The following is an 18,972-nucleotide window of genomic DNA, read 5'->3' on the forward strand; positions in this document are numbered from 1 at the left end:
ACCCTCACCTGTCACATTGGCGCTGCCGGGCCCACCCGGGCAGGGTCAGGCTGCCTGCCAGGTGGCGTCGAGCCCCGACCCCCGCGCCCGACCCTCCCCCGCCAGCTTCTCCAGGGTGGCCCACACCGAGTACCGGGCCATGCCGTGGAGGTGCTCGGGCACGTCGGTGTAGATCGTGGCCACCAGCTCGGCGATGGTCGCCTCACCGGCCTCGCCCAGGGCCGCGAGCACCATCTCCTCCCGCGCCCGCCGGTGCGCCAGGTACTCGTCGATCTTGGCCCGGGGGTCGTCGATGCGCTGGCCATGCCCGGGGGCGATGGCCTTGAGGCGCATGCCCCGGAGGCGCTGCAGCTGGGCGATGTAGGCGGCCATGTCGCCGTCGGGCGGCGCGATCACCACGGTGGACCCGTCCATGATGTGGTCGCCCGAGAACAGCATCGCCTCCTGGTCGAGGAGGAAGCACAGGTGGTTCGAGGCGTGCCCGGGCGTGTGCAACGTGGTCAGCCGGAACTCGGTGGCCTCGACCTGGTCGCCATCGGCCAGGCGGCGGTCGACGACGAGGTCGTCCCGGCTGTCGAAGGCGAGCACCTCGGCGCCGGTGCGCTCCTTGAGGGAGGAGGCCCCCGGGGAGTGGTCGCTGTGGGTGTGGGTGCAGAGGATCCAGCGGATGCGGTCGCCCCCGCAGCCGACGATGGCGTCGAGGTGGGATGCGTCGTCGGGACCTGGGTCGATCACGGCGACCTCGTCGATCCCCACCAGGTAGGTGTTGGTCCCGGGGCCGGTCATCATCGACGGGTTCGGGGCCACGACCCGGCGCACCAGCGGGCTGAGGGCGGCGGCCACCCCGGGGATGAGCTCGGGCACCCGCCGCTCGGTCGCCTCGGTCTGCTCGCCGCGCTGCTCGGTCATGGCTCTCTCCTCGTCGGGCCGCCTGGGCGGCCGGGCATGGGCGTTCCCTGGGGGATCCCGCCGGCGTCGTCGTACCCGAGGTCGCCAGGCAGCAGGATCCTCATCCCGTCACCGTCGGCGACGATCCGAGGGAGGATCGCCGGCACCGACTCGATCGCCGCCGCCGCCGCCATCAGCTCGTCGGCGCACTCGAAGCGGCCGATCGCCTCCAGGCTGCGGATGGTCGGGAAGATCATGTCGAACTCGCCGGCGCGGTGGCGGGCCAGGGCGTCGGCGGGGCGGACCCAGGCGCTGGCCACCGTCTCTCGGTCGTCGTGGAGGGGTTGTTGCCACTCGGGGGCGTGGCCCACGAAGAACCGGGTGTCGTAGCGCCGGGTCGGCCCCTCCGGGGTGATCCAGTGGCTGAAGTAGTGCATCCCGTCGACGGCGAGGCGCAAGCCCTCCTCGGCGCACACCTCGATGAGACGGCGCGCCCCCGAGTCGACCGCCTGACGGTGCACGGCGAAGCGCGCTGCGCCCCCCGGGTCGCGCAGGTCGACCAGGGCGCCGTGGCGGTCGTAGGCGAGCAGCACACCCGCCTCCTCGAACGACTCCCGGACCGCTGCCACCCAGTAGGCGAGGCCGCCGCTGGGCGGGTCGAGGCCGAGCAGGCGGCTGCACTCCTCGTCGCTCCGACCCTCGCAGAGGTCCTCGAGGTCGACGTGGCGGTCGGCGTCGTCGACGCCGCCACCGGGGAAGACGTAGGCCCCACCGACGAAGTCGGACCGGAGGTTCCGCCTGAGCATGAACACCTCGAGCCGGCTCTCGCCGGGAGGTCCCTCGCCGTCGCGGACGAGCATGACGGTGGCCGCGTCGCGGATCGGGACCGTGGCCACCTGCGCTCCGTCGCTCATACGTCGATCACCCCGCCCGGGCCGCCCGTGCCCTCCCCCCGGCGGTTGCCGAGAGCCACGACCCTGATGCGGCCGGCGGCCACCCGACGAACGACGGCCCGCACGGGTGGGAGGAGCAGGGAGAGACCGATCGCGTCGGTGAGGAAGCCCGGCGTCAGCATGAGGGCGCCCCCGAGGAGGACCAGGAACCCGTCGACCAGCGCGCTGCCGGGCACCTGGCCCGCCTGCACCTGACCCTGCACCCGGCGGACCACCCCGAGGCCCTCGCGCTTCATCAGCCAGCCGCCCGCCACGCTCATGAACAGCAGGAGGGCAATGGTGTTGAGCGTCCCGATGGCGGCGCCGACCTGGATGATGATCGCCAGCTCCACGAGGGGCACCACGAGGAACAGCAGTGCGAGCAGGACGGCCACTGGGCCAGCCTACCGACGCCTCCGTGCCGAGCCCCGGGGCCAGGCGAACCGTCGACCCCGGAGCGGGCACGTACCCTGTGCCCCATGGCCACGGAGGCAGCCCACAGACCCGCTGCCGCCGGCACCAGGCGATCGGAGTGGCAGGGCCGGCTCCTGCCCCGATCGGTGATCGGGCTCAGTGTCCTGCTGCTCGCCACCGCACTCGGCGCAGCGTTCAGCGGTGCCGTCCTCTACGCCTACTACGAGTACCGCCTCGACCGCTCCGAGAACCTCGCCGCCGACTACGCCGAAGCCTTCGACGTGCGCCTCCAGACCGCCCTCGAGACGGTCGAGGCCCAGGAGGCCACCGGCGTCAATGCCATCCGGGCAGAGATCGAGCCGCTGCAACGCCTGACCGCCAGCGGCGAGACGGTGGCCGCCCTCGTCGAGCAGCTGGCTCCCTCGGTGTTCTTCCTCGACACGCTGGGCGAGGACGGCGCCCCCTCCGTCGGCACCGCCTTCGTGGTCTTCCGCGACGCCGAGCAGAGCTTCCTGCTCACCTCCTTCGAGGCGGTGCGGGCCGTCACCGCCGACCCGGGACCGCCCATCGTGCTGCGACGGGGTGACGAGGAGCTTGGGGCGCGCCTGGTCACGTGGGACGACCGGCGCGACCTCGCCCTGCTGGTGGTCAACCGGGGCAACATCGAGCCCCTCACGTGGGCCAGCGGCAGCCCGACCGTCGGCGTGGGCGACCGCATCTTCGCCGTGTCCGGCCTCGGGTCCGCCGGTGGGTCAGCCACCCAGGGCTTCGTCTCCGACGTCAGCGGGGCCGGGATCCAGCACGACGCCACGGTTGGCGTGCACTTCCGGGGCGGTCCCCTCGTGAACTCCGAGGGTGAGGTCGTGGCCGTGGCATCCAGGTCGTACGCACCGCTCGGCTTCGCACCCGACGACGTGTTCTTCGCCCCCCACGTGCGCCTCGCCTGCGAGTCGGTGCTGCGCTGCCCGGGTGGCGACGCCGGCGGCGTCGGGGGCTAGCGAGCTACGGGTCGTCGTCGGTCGAGGGCCTGCGACCGAGGAAGCCCGGCGGCGTGGTGGTCGTGGTGGTGGTGGTGGTGCTCGTGGTGGTGGTGGGAGCCTCGACGCTGGCCGGCGGGAGGTCCTCGGCGTAGGGCCCGCCGTCGGGGGTCGCCCGAGCGGTTCGGCGCCCGCCGATGTCGAAGCCCCGGCGGGCCTCCCGGCGGGCCTGGTTCACGACCGGTTCGATCGGGGCGGGCTCGTTGAAGTCGGGGGCCTCGCGGTTCACGAGAGCCTTGGTCATGAAGTCCTGCCAGGTCCGGGCCGGGAAGCTTCCGCCGGTGACGGCCCGCACCCCCTTGATGTTCCTCAGCGCCTTGTTGCTGTCCCGGTACCCCATCCAGACGGCGGTGGAGAGCGTGGGGGTGTAGCCGACGAACCAGGCGTTGCCGCTGTCCTGGCTGGTGCCCGTCTTGCCCGCCGCCGGCCGGCCGATGCCGCGCCCGACGGCGGTGCCGGGCCGCTGGAAGACCCCCCGCATGATGTCGTTCATGGTGTCGGCGGTGACCTCCTTGATCACCCGTCGACGGCGCTGCTCGACCTCGAAGTTCTCCTCGAGCACGTTGTCGTCCCGGTCGAGCACGGCCAGCACGGGGGTGGGGTCGGCCCGCTCCCCCCGGGCGGCGAACACGCCGTAGGCCGAGGCCATGTCGAGCGGTGACACCTCGGCGGCGCCGAGGGAGACGGAGAGGCCGTGGAAGCCCTCCTGGTAGACCGAGGTGGTGACCCCGAGCTCGCGGGCGAGGTCCATCGTCTCCTCCACCCCCACGTCGTTCATGAGCTGGACGAAGACGGTGTTGATCGAGGCCCGCGTCGCCGTGCGCAGGTCGACGGTGCCGAAGTTGGACCCGCCGAAGTTCTGGAACGGATGCCCGCTGATGACCACCGGGCTGCGACCGGAGTAGGTCTTGGACGGCGGGATGCCCGCCTCGAGCGCGGCTGCGACCACGAAGGGCTTGTACGTGGAGCCGGGCTGGCGACCGGTGCCACCCCCGTCCTTGCCCAGCGCCAGGTTCACGCTGCCACCGGGCGCGTTGAAGTCGCGGCCGCCCACCAGCGCCTTCACGTAGCCACTGCCCGGCTCGACGGAGGCCAGCGCCATCTCCAGGGGCGGGTCGGTCCCGCTGAGCGTTGCCCGCACCGCCTCCTCGGCCACCAGCTGCATGCCCGGGTCGAGGGTCGTGTAGATCTCGAAGCCCCGCTCGTAGACGGCGCCCTCGCCGTAGTGGACATCCATGTACCGCCGCACGTAGTCGACGAAGTACGGGAAGGCCGTCTCCACCCGCCTGCGGGGGTGGATGAACGTGATCGGCTGGCCCTCGGGCGGGAAGCCGGAGACGTCGAAGGACCAGACCTCCTGGGCGAGCGCCTCGGCGTGCTCAGCCTCGGTGATGTAGTCCTCGCGGAGCATCTGGCCCAGCACCTGCGTGCGTCGCACCTCGGCGACCTCGGGGTGGGCCCGGGGCTGGAAGCGGCTGGGGGCAGGGATGAGCCCGGCCAGGAGGGCCGCTTCCGAGATGCTCAGGTCGTTGACCGCCTTGTCGAAGTACGTCTCGGCGGCCGCCCCGACCCCGTAGGCACCATCACCGAAGAAGACCGACGACAGGTAGCGGAAGAGGATCTCCTCCTTGTCGACCTGGCGGTCGAGCTGGCTGGCCACGACCGCCTCGCGCACCTTGCGAGACAGGCTGCGCTCGTTGCCCACGTAGGTGTTCTTGACGTACTGCTGGGTGATCGTGGACCCGCCCTCGACGACCTGGCCGGCGCGGATGTCGGACCACAGCGCCCGCAGCGTGCCCTGCACGTCGACCCCGCTGTGGGAGTAGAAGCGACGGTCCTCGGCGGAGACGACCGCCTCCTTGAGGACGTCGGGGATGTCCTCGCGCGCAACCGGGCGGACGGTGTCGAAGCGCTCGAAGGTCCCGATGAGGTCGCCGTGGACGTCGTAGATGCGGGAGACCTGGGCGGTGACGCCCTCGCGAGCCTCGGGGAGGGAAGCGGGCAGCGGCAGGAACAGGAACGCGGCGAGCACCGCCACCGCCGACGCGACCGGCACAACGGCGCTGGCGACGATGAAGAGCGCGACGGCGCGGGCGGTTCGACGCATGCTGCTCCGAGCGTACCGGGGAGGTTCGGCGCAAACGGCTCGCCCCCTGGCACCGACCGCCGACCGGGAGCGGCCGGAGGCGGCAGGATGGGACGGTGACCAACGCCCCCGAGCGACCCCCGTCGGTCGACGCCCTCGCCCGCTCGCTGCACGAGACCGGGCTCCCCCACCCGCTGCTCGTCCGGGTGGCGCGCCAAGCGATCGCCGCCGGCGAGCCGGCGTCGGCGCCTGCGAGGGCGGCGGCCGCGGCCCGGGCGCTCCTGCAACCGGTGGTCAACGGCACGGGGGTGCTGCTCCACACCAACCTGGGGCGCGCCCCGGCGGTGGCCACCTCTGCCGGCACCGCCTACAGCAACCTCGAGCTCGATCTCGGGTCCGGCCGGCGAGGCTCGCGACAGGACTCGGTCGGCCCCCTCCTCGCCACCGCGTGCGGCGCCGAGTCCGCCATGGTCGTCAACAACTGCGCCGCAGCGGTGGTGCTCGTCCTCGCCACGCTCGCCGGCGGGCGGGGCGTCACCGTCAGCCGGGGTGAGCTGGTCGAGATCGGGGGCGGCTTCCGCATCCCCGAGGTCCTCGCCTCCTCCGGTGCCACCCTCGTGGAGGTCGGGACCACCAACCGGACCCGCATCGACGACCACCGCCGCGCCATCGCCGACCCCGCACACGACGTGGCCGTCGCCCTCAAGGTGCACACGTCCAACTACCGGATCACCGGGTTCACCGAAGACGTGCCCCTGTCCGAGATGGCCGGCCTGCCCGTGCCGGTGGTCGCCGACATCGGCTCGGGGCTCCTCGATGCCGCCACCCCGTGGCTCCCCGGCGGACCGCCGTCGTGGCTGGCCGGCGAGCCGGCTGCCCGACAGTCGATCGAGGCCGGCGCCGCCCTCGTCACCTTCTCGGGCGACAAGCTCTTCGGCGGACCGCAGGCCGGCGTCATCGCCGGGCGCGCCGACCTGGTGGCGGCCTGCGCCCGGCACCCCCTGGCCCGGGCGCTGCGGCCCGGCGGCCTCGTGCTCCAGGCCCTGCAGGAGACGACGCTCGCCTACCTCCGCAGAGACGGGTCGGCCATCCCGCTGTGGCGCATGGCCGCCCTGCCCGTCGCCGAGCTCCGGGACCGGGCCGACGCGGTGGCCGCCGGTGCCGGCGGGCAGTGGGCGGCGGTCGGGTGCTCCTCGGTCACCGGGGGCGGGACGCTGCCCGGCGTGGAGATCCCCTCTGCCGGCGTGGCCCGCCCCGGCGACGTCACCGCCGCGCTGCGCGCCGCCTCGCCACCGGTGGTCGCCCGCGTCGTCGACGGATCGACCGTGTGCGATCTGCGCACCGTCGACCCGGGTCACGACACCGGCCTGGCCGCCGCCCTCGCCACCGTCTGATGCACGTCGTCGCCACCGCCGGCCACGTCGACCACGGCAAGTCCACCCTGGTCCTGAGCCTCACGGGCATCGACCCCGACCGCCTCGCCGAGGAGAAGGCACGGGGCCTGACCATCGACCTCGGCTTCGCCTGGGCCTCGCTGCCCTCGGGCCGGGGGGTGGGCTTCGTCGACGTCCCCGGCCACGTCCGCTTCCTCAAGAACATGCTCGCGGGCGTCGGTGTCGTCGACGCTTGCGTGTTCGTGGTCGCCGCCACCGAGGGCTGGAAGCCGCAGTCCGAGGAGCACCTCCGGATCCTCGAGCTGCTCGGGATCGACCGCGGCCTGGTGGCCCTCACGAAGGTGGGCCTGGTGGATGACGACCACCGGGCGCTGGCCCGCATGGACGTGGCCGACCACGTTGCCGGCACCTTCCTCGCCGAGGCCGAGGTCGTCGAGGTCGACGCGCCCTCGGGCCAAGGCGTCGACGACCTGCGGGACGCGCTCGACCGGCTGCTCGCCGACACGCCCACCGCCCTCGACCGCGGCAAGCCCCGACTCTGGATCGACCGGAGCTTCGCCGCACGCGGCGCCGGCACCGTCGTGACCGGCACGCTCACCGGTGGCGGCCTGGCGGTCGACGACGAGCTGGTGCTCCTGCCCGACGCCCGCCCGGTGCGGGTCCGGGGCCTCCAGAGCCACCGCGACGCCGTCACCTCGGTGGGACCCGGCCGTCGGGTGGCGGTCAACGTCGTCGGCGTCGGCCACGGCGACGTGGCGCGGGGCGACGCCCTGGTCCGGCCCGCCCAGTGGCACGTGACCAGCCGCATCGACGCCACCCTGGCCGTGCTCGCCTCGCTCGACCACGAGGTGTCCCGCCGGGGCGCCTACGTGGCCTACCTCGGCTCGGGCGAGCGCCACGTCCGCCTCCGCGTCCTGGGCGACGACGCCATCGAGCCCGGCCGGTCAGGCCTCGTGCGGCTCCACCTCGACACCGCCCTCCCACTCCTCCCCGGTGACCGCTACGTCCTGCGGGAGACGGGCCGCCAGGAGACGGTGGGCGGCGGCGAGGTCCTCGACGTCGACCCGGTCCTCCCCGCCGCCGCCGCCCGGCCCGACCGGAGCCCGGGGCGGGTGGTGGCCGAGCGCGGGTGGGTCGAGGCGACCACGCTCGAGCGGCTCACCGGCGAGCAGGTCGCCCCCACGCTCGACCGGTGGGTGGTCGACCCCGCCGCCCTCGACGCAGCCCGGACCCGCCTGGCCGCCGCCGTGGTCGAGGCCGGCCCCCTCGGCCTCGACATCGCCGCCCTCGGCGAGCGGGATCGGGCCGTCCTCACCACCCTCGACGACGTGGCCGTCGACGCCGGTCGGGCCCGGCGCGAGGAGGCGGCCGACCCGCTCGCCGGCCACCCCTTCGTCGCCGCCCTCGAGGCGGCGCCGTTCACGCCGCCGCCACCCGACGGCATCGATCGCGGTGAGCTGCGCGAGCTGGTGCGTCGGGGCCACGTGGTCGAGCGCGACGGCATCTGGTTCGCCCCCACCGCCGTCGATGCCGCGGCGCGGACCGTGGCCCGCCTGCTGGCGGCGTCCCCCGACGGGGTGACGGTCGCCGAGGTGCGAGACGCCCTCGCGACCTCGCGCCGGTACCTGTTGCCGCTGCTCGCGGTGCTCGACGGCTCCGGCGTGACCAGGCGCAGGGGCGACCTGCGCGTCGGCGGCCCCCGCCTGCCGAACCCGTAGGGCCGTCGGGTCAGGTGTCGAGCAGCGCCTTGCGCTCCAACTCGTTGTGGCCGCCCCAGATGCCGTGCGGCTCACGGATCCTCAGGGCGAACTCGAGGCACGGCTCCTGGACGGAGCACTGGGAGCAGATGGCCTTGGCCCGCTCCTCCCGCTCCGCCTTCTCGTCCTTGCGCTCGAAGTGCGACGGCGGGAAGAACACCGCCGCCTGCGGCCCCCGGCAGGCGGCCTTTGCCTGCCACAGCTCATCGGTCCGAAGTGCACTCACAGATCAGGCCCCCCTCGTCTGAGAGGCGACCCTACCGAGGGCCTCCGGCCCCGACAAGGGTCAACTTTTGCAAGCGCGGAGGAGAGAGGCCCTGGTCAGGAGGGCGGACGGCGCTCGCGGTAGTCGCGCGCGCCGCCTTCCTCGGGCTCCACCTCGAGCACCGTGCCCTCGATGGCCACCACCCGGACGCCGCCACCGGCGTCGATGGGGGTGGCACGGTTGGTGCGGGCCGGCCACAGGGCGTCGCGGACGCGCACCGTGCCCTCGGGCGCCACGGCGACGGTTGCCTCCCCGAGCTCGCCCACCATCGACTCTCGACCGATGGTGGGAGTCGAGAAGCGGCTCCGGACGGTGGCGGGCAGGCCGGCGAGCATCATCAGCACCACCCCGACGAGGCCGCCGACGAGCGCCAGCCACCCCACCGACACGCCCTCACCGAACAACAAGACGGAGCCGGCGGTGTAGGACACGACTCCGACGCCGGTCCAGAAGCGCGGCACGCCCGTCTGGACGTCGATGCTGAAGCCGAGGATGCCGAGGAGGCAGAGGGCCAGACCGAGCGGCCGGGTGGGCAGCACGGCCAGCCCGTAGCCGGCGAGGGCGAGGCTCACCGCTCCCACCACGCCGGCGATGCCCACCCCCGCCGTGAAGAGCTCGAAGACGAGCAGCGCCAGGCCGGCGGTGAGGAGCAGGTAGGCGACGGGCGGGCTGGCCACCGTGTGGAGCAGCTGGGACCCGAGGGGCAGCCGCGAGAGCCGGGCCTGGACCGTCAGGGTGGCCTCGTCGGGCCCGTCGGGGACCTCGCGGAAGTCGGCGGTGCGCAGCTGGCGCCCCTTGGCCTCGTGGCCGTCGAGGGCTGCGATGAAGCTGCCGAGGACGGCCGCCTCCTCCTCGTTGAGCTGGGTGAGCCCCAGCTCGTGTGCCTCGCCGGGCCCGATTCGGCCGCGCCGCAGCGCCTCCGGCACCTCGGCGAAGGCCGTCTTCGGGGCGTCGCCGATGCGGGCGCCGGGGGCGAGGCCGGCGAGGTCGGCCGCCACCACCAGGTGAGCGGCGCCGCCGAGGGCCGAAGCGCCGCTGTCGCCGACCCAGACGGCAACGGGGACGTCGACCTCGGCGATGAGGGAGAGCAGCCGCTCGAGGCGGACCGTGTCGACGAGGGCACCGGGGCTGTCGAGCTGGATGATCAGCGCCTCGACACCTTCGCGCTCGGCCGACCGGAGGGCGCCGTCGAGGAAGTCCACGACGATGGGGTCGAGATAGCCCGAGACCTGCACCACGTCGACCACCCGCATGTCGTCGGGCTGGGCGTCGGCAGGCGACCAGAGCGCCCCGCCGATCCCGAGGGTCAGGCACGCCGCCAGTAGGATCCGGACGCGGGCCCGCCGCCGGAACCCTCGGTTCCGGCGTGGTGACGCCTCCCCCCCGGTGAGAGGAAGCTGTGGATCCGGCCGAGTTCCTGCGTGCATCGCGAGTCGTCATCGTGGCCGGGAAGGGCGGCGTGGGCAAGACGACCGTCACCGCCGCTCTCTCGCGCACCGCGGCAGCCGCCGGCCTGTCGACCCTCGTCGTGGAGGTGGAGGGGAAGTCGGGCATCGCCGCGCTCTTCGATCGACCGCCCCTCGCCTACGACGAGGCCGTCCTCCTGCCCGCCGCCGGGGTCGCCGGCGAGGTGCGGGGGCGGACCCTCACGCCCGACGACGCCCTGCTCGACTACCTCCACGACCACGGCCTGCGCCGGATCTCGAAGCGGCTGGTCTCGACCGGCGCCATGGACGTCATCGCCACCGCCGCCCCGGGCATCAAGGACATCCTCATCCTGGGCAAGGTCAAGCAGCTGGAGCGGTCGGGCGCAGCCGACCTCATCATCGTCGACGCCCCCGCCGCCGGCCACGCCATCACCTTCCTCCAGTCCGCGCGCGCCCTGCTCGACGCCGTGCGGGTCGGTCCCATCAACGCCCAGGCGCGCGACGTCCTCGAGCTGCTCACCGACCCGGCGCGCTGCACCGTGATGCTGGTGGCCCTGCCCGAGGAGACGCCGGTGAACGAGCTGGTCCAGACCGCCTTCGCCCTCGAGGACCGGGTGGGCGTGGCGCTGGCGCCGGTCGTCGTCAACGGCGTCTACCCGACCCTCGAGGTCGGCCCCGACCTCGACCTCGACGCCCTGGCGGCCGAGGCGGGCACGTCGCTCCGCCCCGGTGAGGCCGACTCGCTGCGGGCCGCCGCCGAGTTCCGCCGCCGCCGCCAGGCGCTCCAGACCACCCAGCTGGAGCGCCTCGCCTCGGCGCTCCCCCTCCCGCAGCTGCATCTGCCGTTCCTCTTCGAAGCCGACCTCGGTGGCGCGCACGTCGCTCGCCTAGCCGAGGCCCTCACCGGCGAGATCACCGGCCTGGGGGCCGCCGCATGAGCGCCGACGAACCGGCGCCGAGCGTCAGTCGCCTGGTCGCCGAGCGCAGCATCATCGTGTGCTGCGGGTCCGGCGGGGTCGGCAAGACGACCACGGCGGCCGTGCTGGCGGTGGAGGCCGCCCGCCAGGGCCGGCGCGCCGTGGTGGTCACCATCGACCCGGCCAAGCGCCTGGCCGACACCCTGGGCCTCGGTGAGCTCACCAACGTCCCCAGCCCCATCACCGGCGAGTGGAGCGGCGGACTGTGGGCTCTCATGCTCGACACCAAGTCGACCTTCGACGCCCTGGTGGAGACCTACGCCGAGGACCCGGGCCAGGCCCGTCGCATCCTCGACAACCGCTTCTACCGCAACATCTCCGGCGCCCTCTCCGGCACCCAGGAGTACATGGCCGGGGAGAAGCTCTACGAGCTCCACGAGAGCGGCGACTTCGACCTGGTGGTGGTCGACACCCCGCCGACGCGCAACGCCCTCGACTTCATCGACGCCTCGCGCCGCCTCACGTCGTTCCTCGACCACCGGATCTACCGGATGCTCATGGCACCCACGCGCGCCTACATGAAGGCGGTCAACGTCGCCGCCCAGGCCTTCGTCCGCACGGCCTCGAAGGTGGTCGGCGGGGAGGTGCTCGACGACGCCCTGGCGTTCTTCAACGCCTTCGAGGGCATGGAGGCGGGGTTCCGCCAGCGTGCCGAGCGGGTCCAGGAGCTCCTCGCCGACCCCGGCACCGCCTTCGTCCTGGTCGCCTCTCCCCGCGCCGACACCGTGGCCGAGGCCCGGTGGTTCGCCGACCGGCTCCGGACGTGGCACATCGCCGTCGACGCCCTGATCGTCAACCGGATGCACCCCCGCTTCGGCGAGGGCAACGCCGAGGCCGATCGGGCCCGGTCCGACACGCTCTCGGACACCGCCCTCGGGGCGCTCTACGCCAACCTCGCCGACTTCCGCACCATCGCCGACGGCGAGGAGGCCCACCTCGCCGGCCTCACCGCTCAGGTCGCCCCGGCCCCGGTGGTGCGGGTGCCCTTCCTCGCCGAAGACGTGCACGACCTCGCCTCTCTGGCCGAGGTCGCTTCGTTCTTGCGCTCGTGAGGGGGCCGGCGGGACCTGTCAGCGAGCTGGGCCCTCCCACCGCCCTCCGCAGGCTCCGGGCGGCGGGTCCCTCCCCTCGCTGCCACCCGCCGGCCTCGTGGGCGGCGGGACGACTCCTCGAATCTTTCCGGGCGGGTCGTTGATTGGGATGGACTGCAACGGTGTCGGCCTTCGGCCGACGCGTTCCCTCAGGGTTCCGCCGGTGACGGGCCCCGCTATGCCTCTTGGAGGGCCTTGGCGGCTTCTTCCTGGGTCTCGGAGACGTTGGCGACGCGGTCGAAGCCGGTGGTGTGGAGCAGGCGGGCAACCGCAGGGCGAGCGCCGTAGACGGCAACATCGCCCCCGGCCTCCCGGGCCCGGCGAACGCCGCCGATGAGAGCGCCGAGGCCAGCGGAGTCGAGGAAGGGGACGCCAGACAGGTCGATCAGCAGCGGCTGGCCGGAGCCAAGCTCCGTGAGGGACTCCCGGAACTTGCCGACCGTGAAGGCGTCGAGCTCACCGGTCGGCCGACAGATCGTGTAGTCACCGTTCTGTTCGACGTTGATCTCGAGCACAGAGGACCTCCAGGGCAAAGGGGGTGGCGCGGTGCGCCGGCGCGCGGGATCGTACCCGAGGCTCGAGCGACGCTACCCTCCCCGCCGTGGCCGACGTCCTCATCGCCAGCGACGCCCCGTGGGTGGTCGATGCCATCCGCGCCTGCCTCGACGAGGCCAGCACCGTCCGCGTGGTGCACGCGGGGGTCGACGTCCGCCCGGCGGTGGCCGCCCGCACGCCCGACCTCGTCGTCGTCGACCTCCAGGTGGGCAACATGGGCGGCATGGCGGTCTGCATGGACCTGCGCCTCGAGGAGAGCGCCGGCCGGCTCGACGACGTGCCCGTGCTGATGCTCCTCGACCGCCGTCCCGACGTCTTCATGGCGAAGCGGGCTGGCGCCGACGGGTGGCTCCTCAAGCCCGTCGACCCGATCCGGATGCGCCGGGCGGTTCAGGCCCTCCTCGCCGGCGGCGTCTACCACGACGACACCGGCACGCCGGCCACCTCCCCGGCGGCCGAGGCGCTCGCCGCGGCGGGCGGCGGCGACACCGAGGTCGAGTAACCTGGCCGCCTCCCCCCGGGGAGCCGGTACTTCACGGGCTGTAGCGCAGCTTGGTAGCGCGCCTCGTTCGGGACGAGGAGGTCGTCGGTTCAAATCCGGCCAGCCCGACCACCCCGCGCCGTCCTCGCCGTAGCCTCGGCCGGTGGACCTCGTAGCGTTCCAGGACCTGATGGCCCGCACCTACGGGGTGCGCGACCGCCAGCGGGGCACCGCCGCCTCGGTGGCGTGGCTGGTCGAGGAGGTCGGCGAGCTGGCCCAGGCCATCCGCAAGGGCGACGACGAGGCCCGCCTCCACGAGCTGGGCGACGTGCTCGCCTGGCTGGCCTCGATCGCCGACCAGCTGGGCCTCAGCCTCGACGAGGCCGCCGCCCGCTACGCCGCCGGCTGCCCCCGCTGTGCGGCCTTGCCCTGCACCTGCTGAGGACCGCCCCCAACCCGAGATGTGCGCGCTCGGCGCTCGCAGCGGACGCGCGACGCACACAACCCGGCGCCGAGGACCGCCCATGAGCCTCAGCGGCGGGCGAGGAGGGCTTCGGCGATCTGGACGGCGTTGAGGGCGGCACCCTTGCGCAGGTTGTCGCCCGACAGGAACAGCGCAAGGCCGTTGGCCACGCCGGGGTCACGTCGGATGCGGCCCACGTAGGTGGGGTCGACGCCGGCGGCTGCCAGCGGGGTGGGCACGTCGGCCAGCTCCACCGCCGGCGCCGCGGCGAGGACCTGGCGCGCCCGCTCAGGGGTGATGGGCCGGTCGAACTCGGCGTTGATCGACAGGGAGTGACCGGTGAAGACCGGAACGCGCACGCATGTGCCGGACACCGCCAGATCGGGCAGGCCGAGGATCTTGCGGCTCTCATCGCGGAGCTTGTGCTCCTCGTCGGTCTCCTCCGCCCCGTCGTCGACCAGGCTGCCGGCGAAGGGGATCACGTTGAACGCGATGGGCGCGACGAAGTTCGGCCCCACCGGCAGGGCCACGGCATCGCCCGACCACGCCAGCGACGACGACTCGCCGGCGCCCTTGGTGAGCTGCTCCTCGAGCTCCCCGATGCCGGACAGCCCGGCACCGGAGACCGCCTGGTAGGTGCTCACCACGAGCCGACGCAGCCCCGCCTCGTCGTGGAGCGCCTTGAGCACCGGCATCGCCACCATGGTCGTGCAGTTCGGGTTGGCGACGATCCCCTTCGGGATGCGGTCGAGGGCGTCGGCGTTGACCTCAGGGACCACGAGCGGGACGTCGGGGTCCATGCGCCACGCCGAGGAGTTGTCGACGACGGTGGCCCCGGCGGCCGCGTAGCGGGGCGCCTGCGCCTTGGAGGTGCCCCCACCGGCGCTGAAGATGGCGATGTCGATGCCCGAGGGGTCGGCCACCTCGGCGTCCTCCACCTCGATCTCTATGCCCTGCCACTCGAGGCGGCGTCCCGCCGAGCGGGCCGACGCCAGGAGCCGCAGGCGGTCCACGGGGAAGCCCCGCTCGGCGAGCACCGAGCGCACCACCCCCCCGACCAGCCCGGTCGCACCGACGATCCCGACGTTCACCGACATGGCCACGAGGGTACCGGCCGACCGGTTCGGGAACAGAGCCGGTATGCGCTAGGAGGTCGTGGGGACCGGGCCCGACAGCTCGAAGGCGTCGTGGAGGACGAGCAGAGCCTCCTCTGCCCGGTCCGAGCGCACCACGCAGGTGACGCGGATCGGTGACGTCGAGATCATCTCGATGTTGATGTCGGCAGCGGCGAGGACCTCGAACATGGTGGCGGTGACGCCGGGGTGGCTCTTCATCCCGGCACCGATGATCGACACCTTGGCGATGCCGGGGTCGGTCACCACCGACTGGGCACCGATCTCGGCGCTGAGCGCCTCGCACACCTCGCGGGCCGTGTCGAGGTTGGCGTGGGGCACGGTGAAGGAGATGTCGGTGGCGCCGTGCTCCGACACGTTCTGCACGACCATGTCGATGTTGACGTCGCAGTCGGCGAGTGACCGGAACAGCCGAGCGGCGACGCCGGGGCGGTCGGGGGCATCGAGCACCGTGACCTTCGCTTCGGAGTCGTCGTAGGTGACGGCGGTGACGACGGACTGCTCCATGTCGGTGTCCTCCTCCTGGACCCGGGTGCCGGGCTCCCAGGTGAACGATGATCGGACGTGCAGGGACACGCCGTGGCGGCGGGCGAACTCGACCGAGCGCATGGCCGGCTTCGGGCAGCCCATGGCGGTCAGCTCGAGCAGCTCGTCGAACGAGATGAACGGGAGGCGACGAGCATCGTCGACCACCTGGGGATCGGCGGTGTAGACGCCGCTCACGTCGGTGTAGAGCTCACAGCTCTCGGCCCCGAGCGCCTTGGCCAGAGCAACCGCGGTGGTGTCGGAGCCGCCGCGGCCGAGGAAGGTGACGTCGAAGGCGGTGCTGACGCCCTGCGATCCGCCGACCACCGGGACCTTGCCCTCGGACAGCGCCCGGCGGACCCGGTCGCCCCGGACCTCGATGATCTTGGCGTTGGTGTGCGTGGTGTCGGTGATGAAGCCCGCCTGGCTGCCGGTGAAGCTCTCTGCGCCGACACCGATCTCGTGCAGGGCCATGCAGATCAGGGCCGACGCCTTGCGCTCCCCGGCGGTGATGAGCATGTCCATCTCCCGGCCAGCGGGGCGGCTGGTGACCTGACCGGCCAGGCGGAGGAGGTCGTCGGTCTCCTTTCCCATGGCGCTGACGACCAGCACGACCTCGGTGCCGCGACGGCGGGTGCGCGCCACGTGGTCTGCCACGGCGCGCATGCGGTCGGGATCGGAGACCGACGTGCCTCCGAACTTCATCACCACCAGGCTCATGCGAGCCCGACGCTACCCGCCGGCGGGCGGACCCCCGGCGGCTTCGAGGAAGCCGCGGACGTCGGTGATCACCACGCCGTGGCCTTCGAGCACGGTGAGGTACGCGGCCTCGTCGAGGCCCATCCCCCACGCCAGCGCCCGCACGTCGTCGGCGCGCATGGTGAGGACACGACCGTTCCAGTCACCCCGGCGCTCGACGACCAGGCGGGCGAAGGCTGCCGTCGAGCCCAGCTCCTCGGCGTCGGACGCATCCAGGGCGACGAGGTCGAGCGACACCGACGGGGCACCGGGCCGAGCCGCCCGGGAGGGCGACGACGGTTCCTCGAGAAGCACCTGGATCGGCACGCTGTAGTAGTCGGCCAGGTCACGCAGCCGCGGCAGGCTGAGGTTCCGGAAGCCCCGCTCGTAGGCGCCCACCGCCGAGGCGCTCCATCGCCCCCCTGAGGTGCGCTCGACCTCGTCGAGCGACAGGCCGCGCTGATGGCGGACCGAACGAAGACGGGCGCCGACGGCGCGCGAGGCATCGTCGATGTCGTCGTCGGGTCGCGTGTCGGTCATGTGCGCACTCCCTCTCGCATCTGCCGCCGCCGAGAGGCCAGCGTAGGACGGAAACGGCAGGAACTGGAAGCTGACGGCGGCCCGCCCTCTGGTCCCGCCTATGGTTCTTCGCCCATGGGAACCGAGAAGCGCCAGCGCAAGAAGGAAGGCCGTCAGGCCCGGCTCGAGGCCGAGCGGGCCGCTGCGGTCCGGGCGCAGCGCCGGCGCCGCCTCGTCACCGCGGCCGTGGCCACCCTCGCCGTCTTCGCCGTGCTCGTCCTCCTCGCTGGTCGCGCCGGCGACGACGAGGGCACCACCGAGGCCGGTGACGGCACCACCACCACCGAGGAGCCGGCGACGACCGACACCGTCGACCCCGCCGACAAGCCCGAGGTCCAAGTCCCCGACGGCGACCCCCCCACCGACCTGGTGGTGGAGGACCTCGAGGAGGGCGACGGCCAAGAGGCGACGGCGGGCGACACGCTCGAGGTGCACTACGTCGGGGTCTCCTTCAGCACCGGGGAGGAGTTCGACTCCTCCTGGAACCGCGGCCAGGTGTTCCCCTTCGAGCTCGGTGCCGGCCGGGTGATCCGCGGGTGGGACGAGGGCCTCGAGGGCATGCGGGTCGGCGGCCGCCGCCAGCTCATCATCCCCTCCGACCTCGCCTACGGCGCCCAGGGCAGCCCGCCGGCGATCGGGCCGGAGGAGACGCTCATCTTCGTGGTCGACCTCGTCGGAATCTCCTGAGGTGACGACCGAACCCGGCCCGATCGACGACCCCCGACGACGCCATCTGACGATCGCCGGCGCGGCGCTGGCCGCGGTGGTGATCCTCGGGCTGCTCGTGGTCCTCGTCGGAGGGGGCGACGACGACGCCGGCACCGCCGTCGACACCGACACCACGGGCACCACCGACACGACGCCCCCACCCGATGGCGACCCGGCCGGCAGCGACGGCACCACCACGGCGCAGGAGACGACGGCGCCGCCCGCCGGAGCGATGCCGTTCGCCTACGGCACCGGCGAGTGCGCCCCCGACGAGAAGCCGCCCGAGCCGGTGGTCCGCTTCGACGACGCCCCGCAGCGCTGCATCGCCGACGACGTCGGCTACGTGGCGGTGATCACCACCGACCTCGGCGAGATCACCATCGACCTCGACCAGGACGGCGCACCGGGCACGGTGAACAACTTCGTGAACCTGGCCCGCTGGGCCGCCTACGACGGCACCACGTTCCACCGCGTCATCCCCGACTTCGTCGCCCAGGGCGGAGACCCAGTGGGCGACCCGCCGGGCACCGGCGACATCGGCTACACGATCCCCGACGAGCTCCCCGAGCCAGGGACCTACGAGATCGGCTCCGTCGCCATGGCCAACCGCTACCAGGCCCAGACAGGCCAGGGCGCCGACAGCGGAAGCGCGCAGTTCTTCATCGTCACCGGCGAGCACGGCGCCACCCTCCCACCCCACTACTCGCTGTTCGGGCGGGTGATCGACGGGATGGACGTCGTCGAGGCGATCGAGGAGCGGGGCAGCGACAGCGGCACACCGACCGAGGTGGTCACCATCCGGTCCGTGGACATCCAAGCGCGCGAGGGCTGAGACCCCCTCGCTAGGGCAGGTCGTCGAGCCCGACCACCTCGCCGGCCCGAAAGATCCGCACCTCGCCAGGGTCGGCGCCGGCCGCCCGCCAGGTGCCGTCGGGGCCGCGAACCACCGCTGTGCGCTCCGGCAGCGCCACCACGCAGGTGGTGGGCTCGGCGAGCTCGAGCGTCCGGCGGTGCTCGTCGGCCACCCGGCTGTCGGCGTGGGGCAGCACCGCCAGGCCGACGACGAGGCCCAGCCCCACGGTGAAGGCGCCGCCACGGGGGTCGATCATGGGGTCGCACAGCGCCATGGCGCCGGCCGACGAACCCGCCAGGACGGCGCCGTCCTGCCAGGCCGACCGGATCGCCTCGAGGACCGGGCTGTCCTTCAGCACCGACCGGAGGTGGAGGGGGGAGCCTCCGCCTAGATAGATGAAGCGGGCGCCCGCCACCGCCGCGACGTGGTCGGGATCGAGGGCGTCGCTGCGCTGCAGCACCTCGAGGCCTCGCACCTCGGCACCGATGCCTCCGAACCACGCCCGGGCCACGGCGACGGCGCGGTCGGGATGCTCGTAGGCCGCCGCGGTCGGCAGGACCAGGACCTCAGAGGCGCCGCTCGCCTCGAGGAGCTCGGCGTCGACGGTGGATCCGTCGCGCCACTCCCCCCCTCCGACGAGCGCCAGCGGGCCGGGGCCGCTCACCTGGT

20 protein-coding genes and 1 tRNA gene are annotated in these 18,972 nt (G+C 73.3%); 10 read left to right on the forward strand and 11 right to left on the reverse strand.

Features of this window, described 5'->3' with window-relative positions; all coding sequences use genetic code 11:
- Positions 1 to 45: 45 nt before the first annotated feature.
- Genes VMN58_02710 through VMN58_02720 form a run of 3 tightly spaced genes read right to left on the reverse strand, consistent with a single transcriptional unit; the run spans position 46 to position 2,215 of the window.
- A complete protein-coding gene (locus tag VMN58_02710; protein ID HUF32106.1) occupies positions 46 to 909 on the reverse strand; it encodes an MBL fold metallo-hydrolase in 864 nt (287 codons plus the stop codon).
- Entirely contained in the window at positions 906 to 1,802 is an 897-nt protein-coding gene (locus VMN58_02715) for a hypothetical protein (GenBank protein ID HUF32107.1), read from the reverse strand. The genes VMN58_02710 and VMN58_02715 overlap by 4 nt, the downstream gene beginning before the upstream one ends.
- The gene (locus tag VMN58_02720) at positions 1,799 to 2,215 is read right to left on the reverse strand and encodes an FxsA family protein (protein HUF32108.1); all 417 of its coding nucleotides are present in this window, start codon (positions 2,213 to 2,215) and stop codon (positions 1,799 to 1,801) included. Before VMN58_02720 ends, VMN58_02715 begins: the two co-directional genes overlap by 4 nt.
- Positions 2,216 to 2,299: 84 nt before the next feature.
- Here VMN58_02720 and VMN58_02725 point away from each other — a divergent pair, with 84 nt between their 5' ends.
- Positions 2,300 to 3,232, forward strand: a complete 933-nt coding sequence (locus VMN58_02725) for a S1C family serine protease (GenBank protein HUF32109.1) — start codon at positions 2,300 to 2,302, stop codon at positions 3,230 to 3,232.
- Positions 3,233 to 3,236: 4 nt separating this feature from the next.
- Here VMN58_02725 and VMN58_02730 read toward each other — a convergent pair whose 3' ends face one another.
- Positions 3,237 to 5,378, reverse strand: coding sequence for a transglycosylase domain-containing protein (locus VMN58_02730; protein ID HUF32110.1), 2,142 nt, complete (start codon positions 5,376 to 5,378; stop codon positions 3,237 to 3,239).
- A 95-nt stretch (positions 5,379 to 5,473) separates the two neighbouring features.
- On the opposite strand from VMN58_02730, the gene selA reads away from it, so the two are divergent.
- Positions 5,474 to 6,751: an L-seryl-tRNA(Sec) selenium transferase gene (gene selA, locus VMN58_02735; GenBank protein HUF32111.1), complete on the forward strand. Its 1,278-nt coding sequence runs from the start codon at positions 5,474 to 5,476 to the stop codon at positions 6,749 to 6,751.
- Positions 6,751 to 8,469 carry a selenocysteine-specific translation elongation factor gene (selB, locus tag VMN58_02740; GenBank protein HUF32112.1) on the forward strand — a complete coding sequence of 573 codons (1,719 nt, stop codon included), beginning with the start codon at positions 6,751 to 6,753 and terminating at the stop codon, positions 8,467 to 8,469. The genes selA and selB overlap by 1 nt, the downstream gene beginning before the upstream one ends.
- A 10-nt stretch (positions 8,470 to 8,479) precedes the next feature.
- Here the strand turns inward: selB and VMN58_02745 are convergent, their stop codons facing one another.
- Both VMN58_02745 and VMN58_02750 read right to left on the reverse strand, forming a co-directional pair.
- On the reverse strand, positions 8,480 to 8,734 hold the full coding sequence (locus VMN58_02745; protein ID HUF32113.1) for a WhiB family transcriptional regulator: 255 nt from the start codon (positions 8,732 to 8,734) through the stop codon (positions 8,480 to 8,482).
- 95 nt (positions 8,735 to 8,829) lie between these two features.
- Complete coding sequence (locus tag VMN58_02750; GenBank protein HUF32114.1) at positions 8,830 to 10,026, reverse strand: NfeD family protein; 1,197 nt, start codon at positions 10,024 to 10,026, stop codon at positions 8,830 to 8,832.
- A 146-nt stretch (positions 10,027 to 10,172) separates the two neighbouring features.
- On the opposite strand from VMN58_02750, the gene VMN58_02755 reads away from it, so the two are divergent.
- Positions 10,173 to 11,138: an ArsA-related P-loop ATPase gene (locus tag VMN58_02755; GenBank protein HUF32115.1), complete on the forward strand. Its 966-nt coding sequence runs from the start codon at positions 10,173 to 10,175 to the stop codon at positions 11,136 to 11,138.
- A complete protein-coding gene (locus VMN58_02760) occupies positions 11,135 to 12,229 on the forward strand; it encodes an ArsA family ATPase (protein HUF32116.1) in 1,095 nt (364 codons plus the stop codon). Before VMN58_02755 ends, VMN58_02760 begins: the two co-directional genes overlap by 4 nt.
- 215 nt (positions 12,230 to 12,444) lie before the next feature.
- Here the strand turns inward: VMN58_02760 and VMN58_02765 are convergent, their stop codons facing one another.
- On the reverse strand, positions 12,445 to 12,783 hold the full coding sequence (locus tag VMN58_02765) for an STAS domain-containing protein (protein HUF32117.1): 339 nt from the start codon (positions 12,781 to 12,783) through the stop codon (positions 12,445 to 12,447).
- An 86-nt stretch (positions 12,784 to 12,869) separates the two neighbouring features.
- On the opposite strand from VMN58_02765, the gene VMN58_02770 reads away from it, so the two are divergent.
- The 3 genes from VMN58_02770 to VMN58_02780 all read left to right on the forward strand — a co-directional run bounded on the left by VMN58_02770 (position 12,870) and on the right by VMN58_02780 (position 13,746).
- Positions 12,870 to 13,325, forward strand: coding sequence for a response regulator (locus VMN58_02770; protein ID HUF32118.1), 456 nt, complete (start codon positions 12,870 to 12,872; stop codon positions 13,323 to 13,325).
- Between the two features lie 34 nt (positions 13,326 to 13,359).
- Positions 13,360 to 13,436 (forward strand) — tRNA-Pro (locus VMN58_02775).
- A gap of 31 nt (positions 13,437 to 13,467) precedes the next feature.
- Positions 13,468 to 13,746 (forward strand): MazG nucleotide pyrophosphohydrolase domain-containing protein, encoded by a 279-nt coding sequence (locus VMN58_02780; protein HUF32119.1) that lies wholly within the window; start codon positions 13,468 to 13,470, stop codon positions 13,744 to 13,746.
- Positions 13,747 to 13,835: 89 nt separating this feature from the next.
- On the opposite strand, the gene VMN58_02785 is transcribed toward VMN58_02780, so the two are convergent.
- The 3 genes from VMN58_02785 to VMN58_02795 are packed head-to-tail and all read right to left on the reverse strand — an operon-like array spanning position 13,836 to position 16,703.
- The gene (locus VMN58_02785; protein ID HUF32120.1) at positions 13,836 to 14,864 is read right to left on the reverse strand and encodes an aspartate-semialdehyde dehydrogenase; all 1,029 of its coding nucleotides are present in this window, start codon (positions 14,862 to 14,864) and stop codon (positions 13,836 to 13,838) included.
- Between the two features lie 48 nt (positions 14,865 to 14,912).
- The gene (locus tag VMN58_02790; GenBank protein HUF32121.1) at positions 14,913 to 16,145 is read right to left on the reverse strand and encodes an aspartate kinase; all 1,233 of its coding nucleotides are present in this window, start codon (positions 16,143 to 16,145) and stop codon (positions 14,913 to 14,915) included.
- 12 nt (positions 16,146 to 16,157) lie between these two features.
- Entirely contained in the window at positions 16,158 to 16,703 is a 546-nt protein-coding gene (locus tag VMN58_02795; GenBank protein ID HUF32122.1) for a helix-turn-helix domain-containing protein, read from the reverse strand.
- A 114-nt stretch (positions 16,704 to 16,817) separates the two neighbouring features.
- On the opposite strand from VMN58_02795, the gene VMN58_02800 reads away from it, so the two are divergent.
- Together VMN58_02800 and VMN58_02805 are read left to right on the forward strand one after the other, a co-directional pair.
- Positions 16,818 to 17,429 carry an FKBP-type peptidyl-prolyl cis-trans isomerase gene (locus tag VMN58_02800; protein ID HUF32123.1) on the forward strand — a complete coding sequence of 204 codons (612 nt, stop codon included), beginning with the start codon at positions 16,818 to 16,820 and terminating at the stop codon, positions 17,427 to 17,429.
- A gap of 1 nt (position 17,430) precedes the next feature.
- Positions 17,431 to 18,282 carry a peptidylprolyl isomerase gene (locus VMN58_02805; protein ID HUF32124.1) on the forward strand — a complete coding sequence of 284 codons (852 nt, stop codon included), beginning with the start codon at positions 17,431 to 17,433 and terminating at the stop codon, positions 18,280 to 18,282.
- Between the two features lie 10 nt (positions 18,283 to 18,292).
- Here VMN58_02805 and VMN58_02810 read toward each other — a convergent pair whose 3' ends face one another.
- Positions 18,293 to 18,967 carry a Type 1 glutamine amidotransferase-like domain-containing protein gene (locus tag VMN58_02810; GenBank protein ID HUF32125.1) on the reverse strand — a complete coding sequence of 225 codons (675 nt, stop codon included), beginning with the start codon at positions 18,965 to 18,967 and terminating at the stop codon, positions 18,293 to 18,295.
- Positions 18,968 to 18,972: the final 5 nt, after the last annotated feature.

It is taken from the genome of Acidimicrobiales bacterium (genome assembly GCA_035512495.1).
Classification (GTDB): Bacteria; Actinomycetota; Acidimicrobiia; order Acidimicrobiales; family CADCSY01; genus DATKDW01.

What these genes read in the sequence shown, in the direction of transcription:
- VMN58_02710 (HUF32106.1), bottom strand. Translation starts at nt 909, where the DNA reads ATGACCGAGCAGCGCGGCGAGCAGACCGAGGCGACCGAGCGGCGGGTG.
- VMN58_02715 (HUF32107.1), bottom strand. Translation starts at nt 1,802, where the DNA reads ATGAGCGACGGAGCGCAGGTGGCCACGGTCCCGATCCGCGACGCGGCC.
- VMN58_02725 (HUF32109.1), top strand. Translation starts at nt 2,300, where the DNA reads ATGGCCACGGAGGCAGCCCACAGACCCGCTGCCGCCGGCACCAGGCGA.
- VMN58_02730 (HUF32110.1), bottom strand. Translation starts at nt 5,378, where the DNA reads ATGCGTCGAACCGCCCGCGCCGTCGCGCTCTTCATCGTCGCCAGCGCC.
- selB (HUF32112.1), top strand. Translation starts at nt 6,751, where the DNA reads ATGCACGTCGTCGCCACCGCCGGCCACGTCGACCACGGCAAGTCCACC.
- VMN58_02750 (HUF32114.1), bottom strand. Translation starts at nt 10,026, where the DNA reads ATGCGGGTGGTCGACGTGGTGCAGGTCTCGGGCTATCTCGACCCCATC.
- VMN58_02760 (HUF32116.1), top strand. Translation starts at nt 11,135, where the DNA reads ATGAGCGCCGACGAACCGGCGCCGAGCGTCAGTCGCCTGGTCGCCGAG.
- VMN58_02785 (HUF32120.1), bottom strand. Translation starts at nt 14,864, where the DNA reads ATGTCGGTGAACGTCGGGATCGTCGGTGCGACCGGGCTGGTCGGGGGG.
- VMN58_02790 (HUF32121.1), bottom strand. Translation starts at nt 16,145, where the DNA reads ATGAGCCTGGTGGTGATGAAGTTCGGAGGCACGTCGGTCTCCGATCCC.
- VMN58_02795 (HUF32122.1), bottom strand. Translation starts at nt 16,703, where the DNA reads ATGACCGACACGCGACCCGACGACGACATCGACGATGCCTCGCGCGCC.
- VMN58_02800 (HUF32123.1), top strand. Translation starts at nt 16,818, where the DNA reads ATGGGAACCGAGAAGCGCCAGCGCAAGAAGGAAGGCCGTCAGGCCCGG.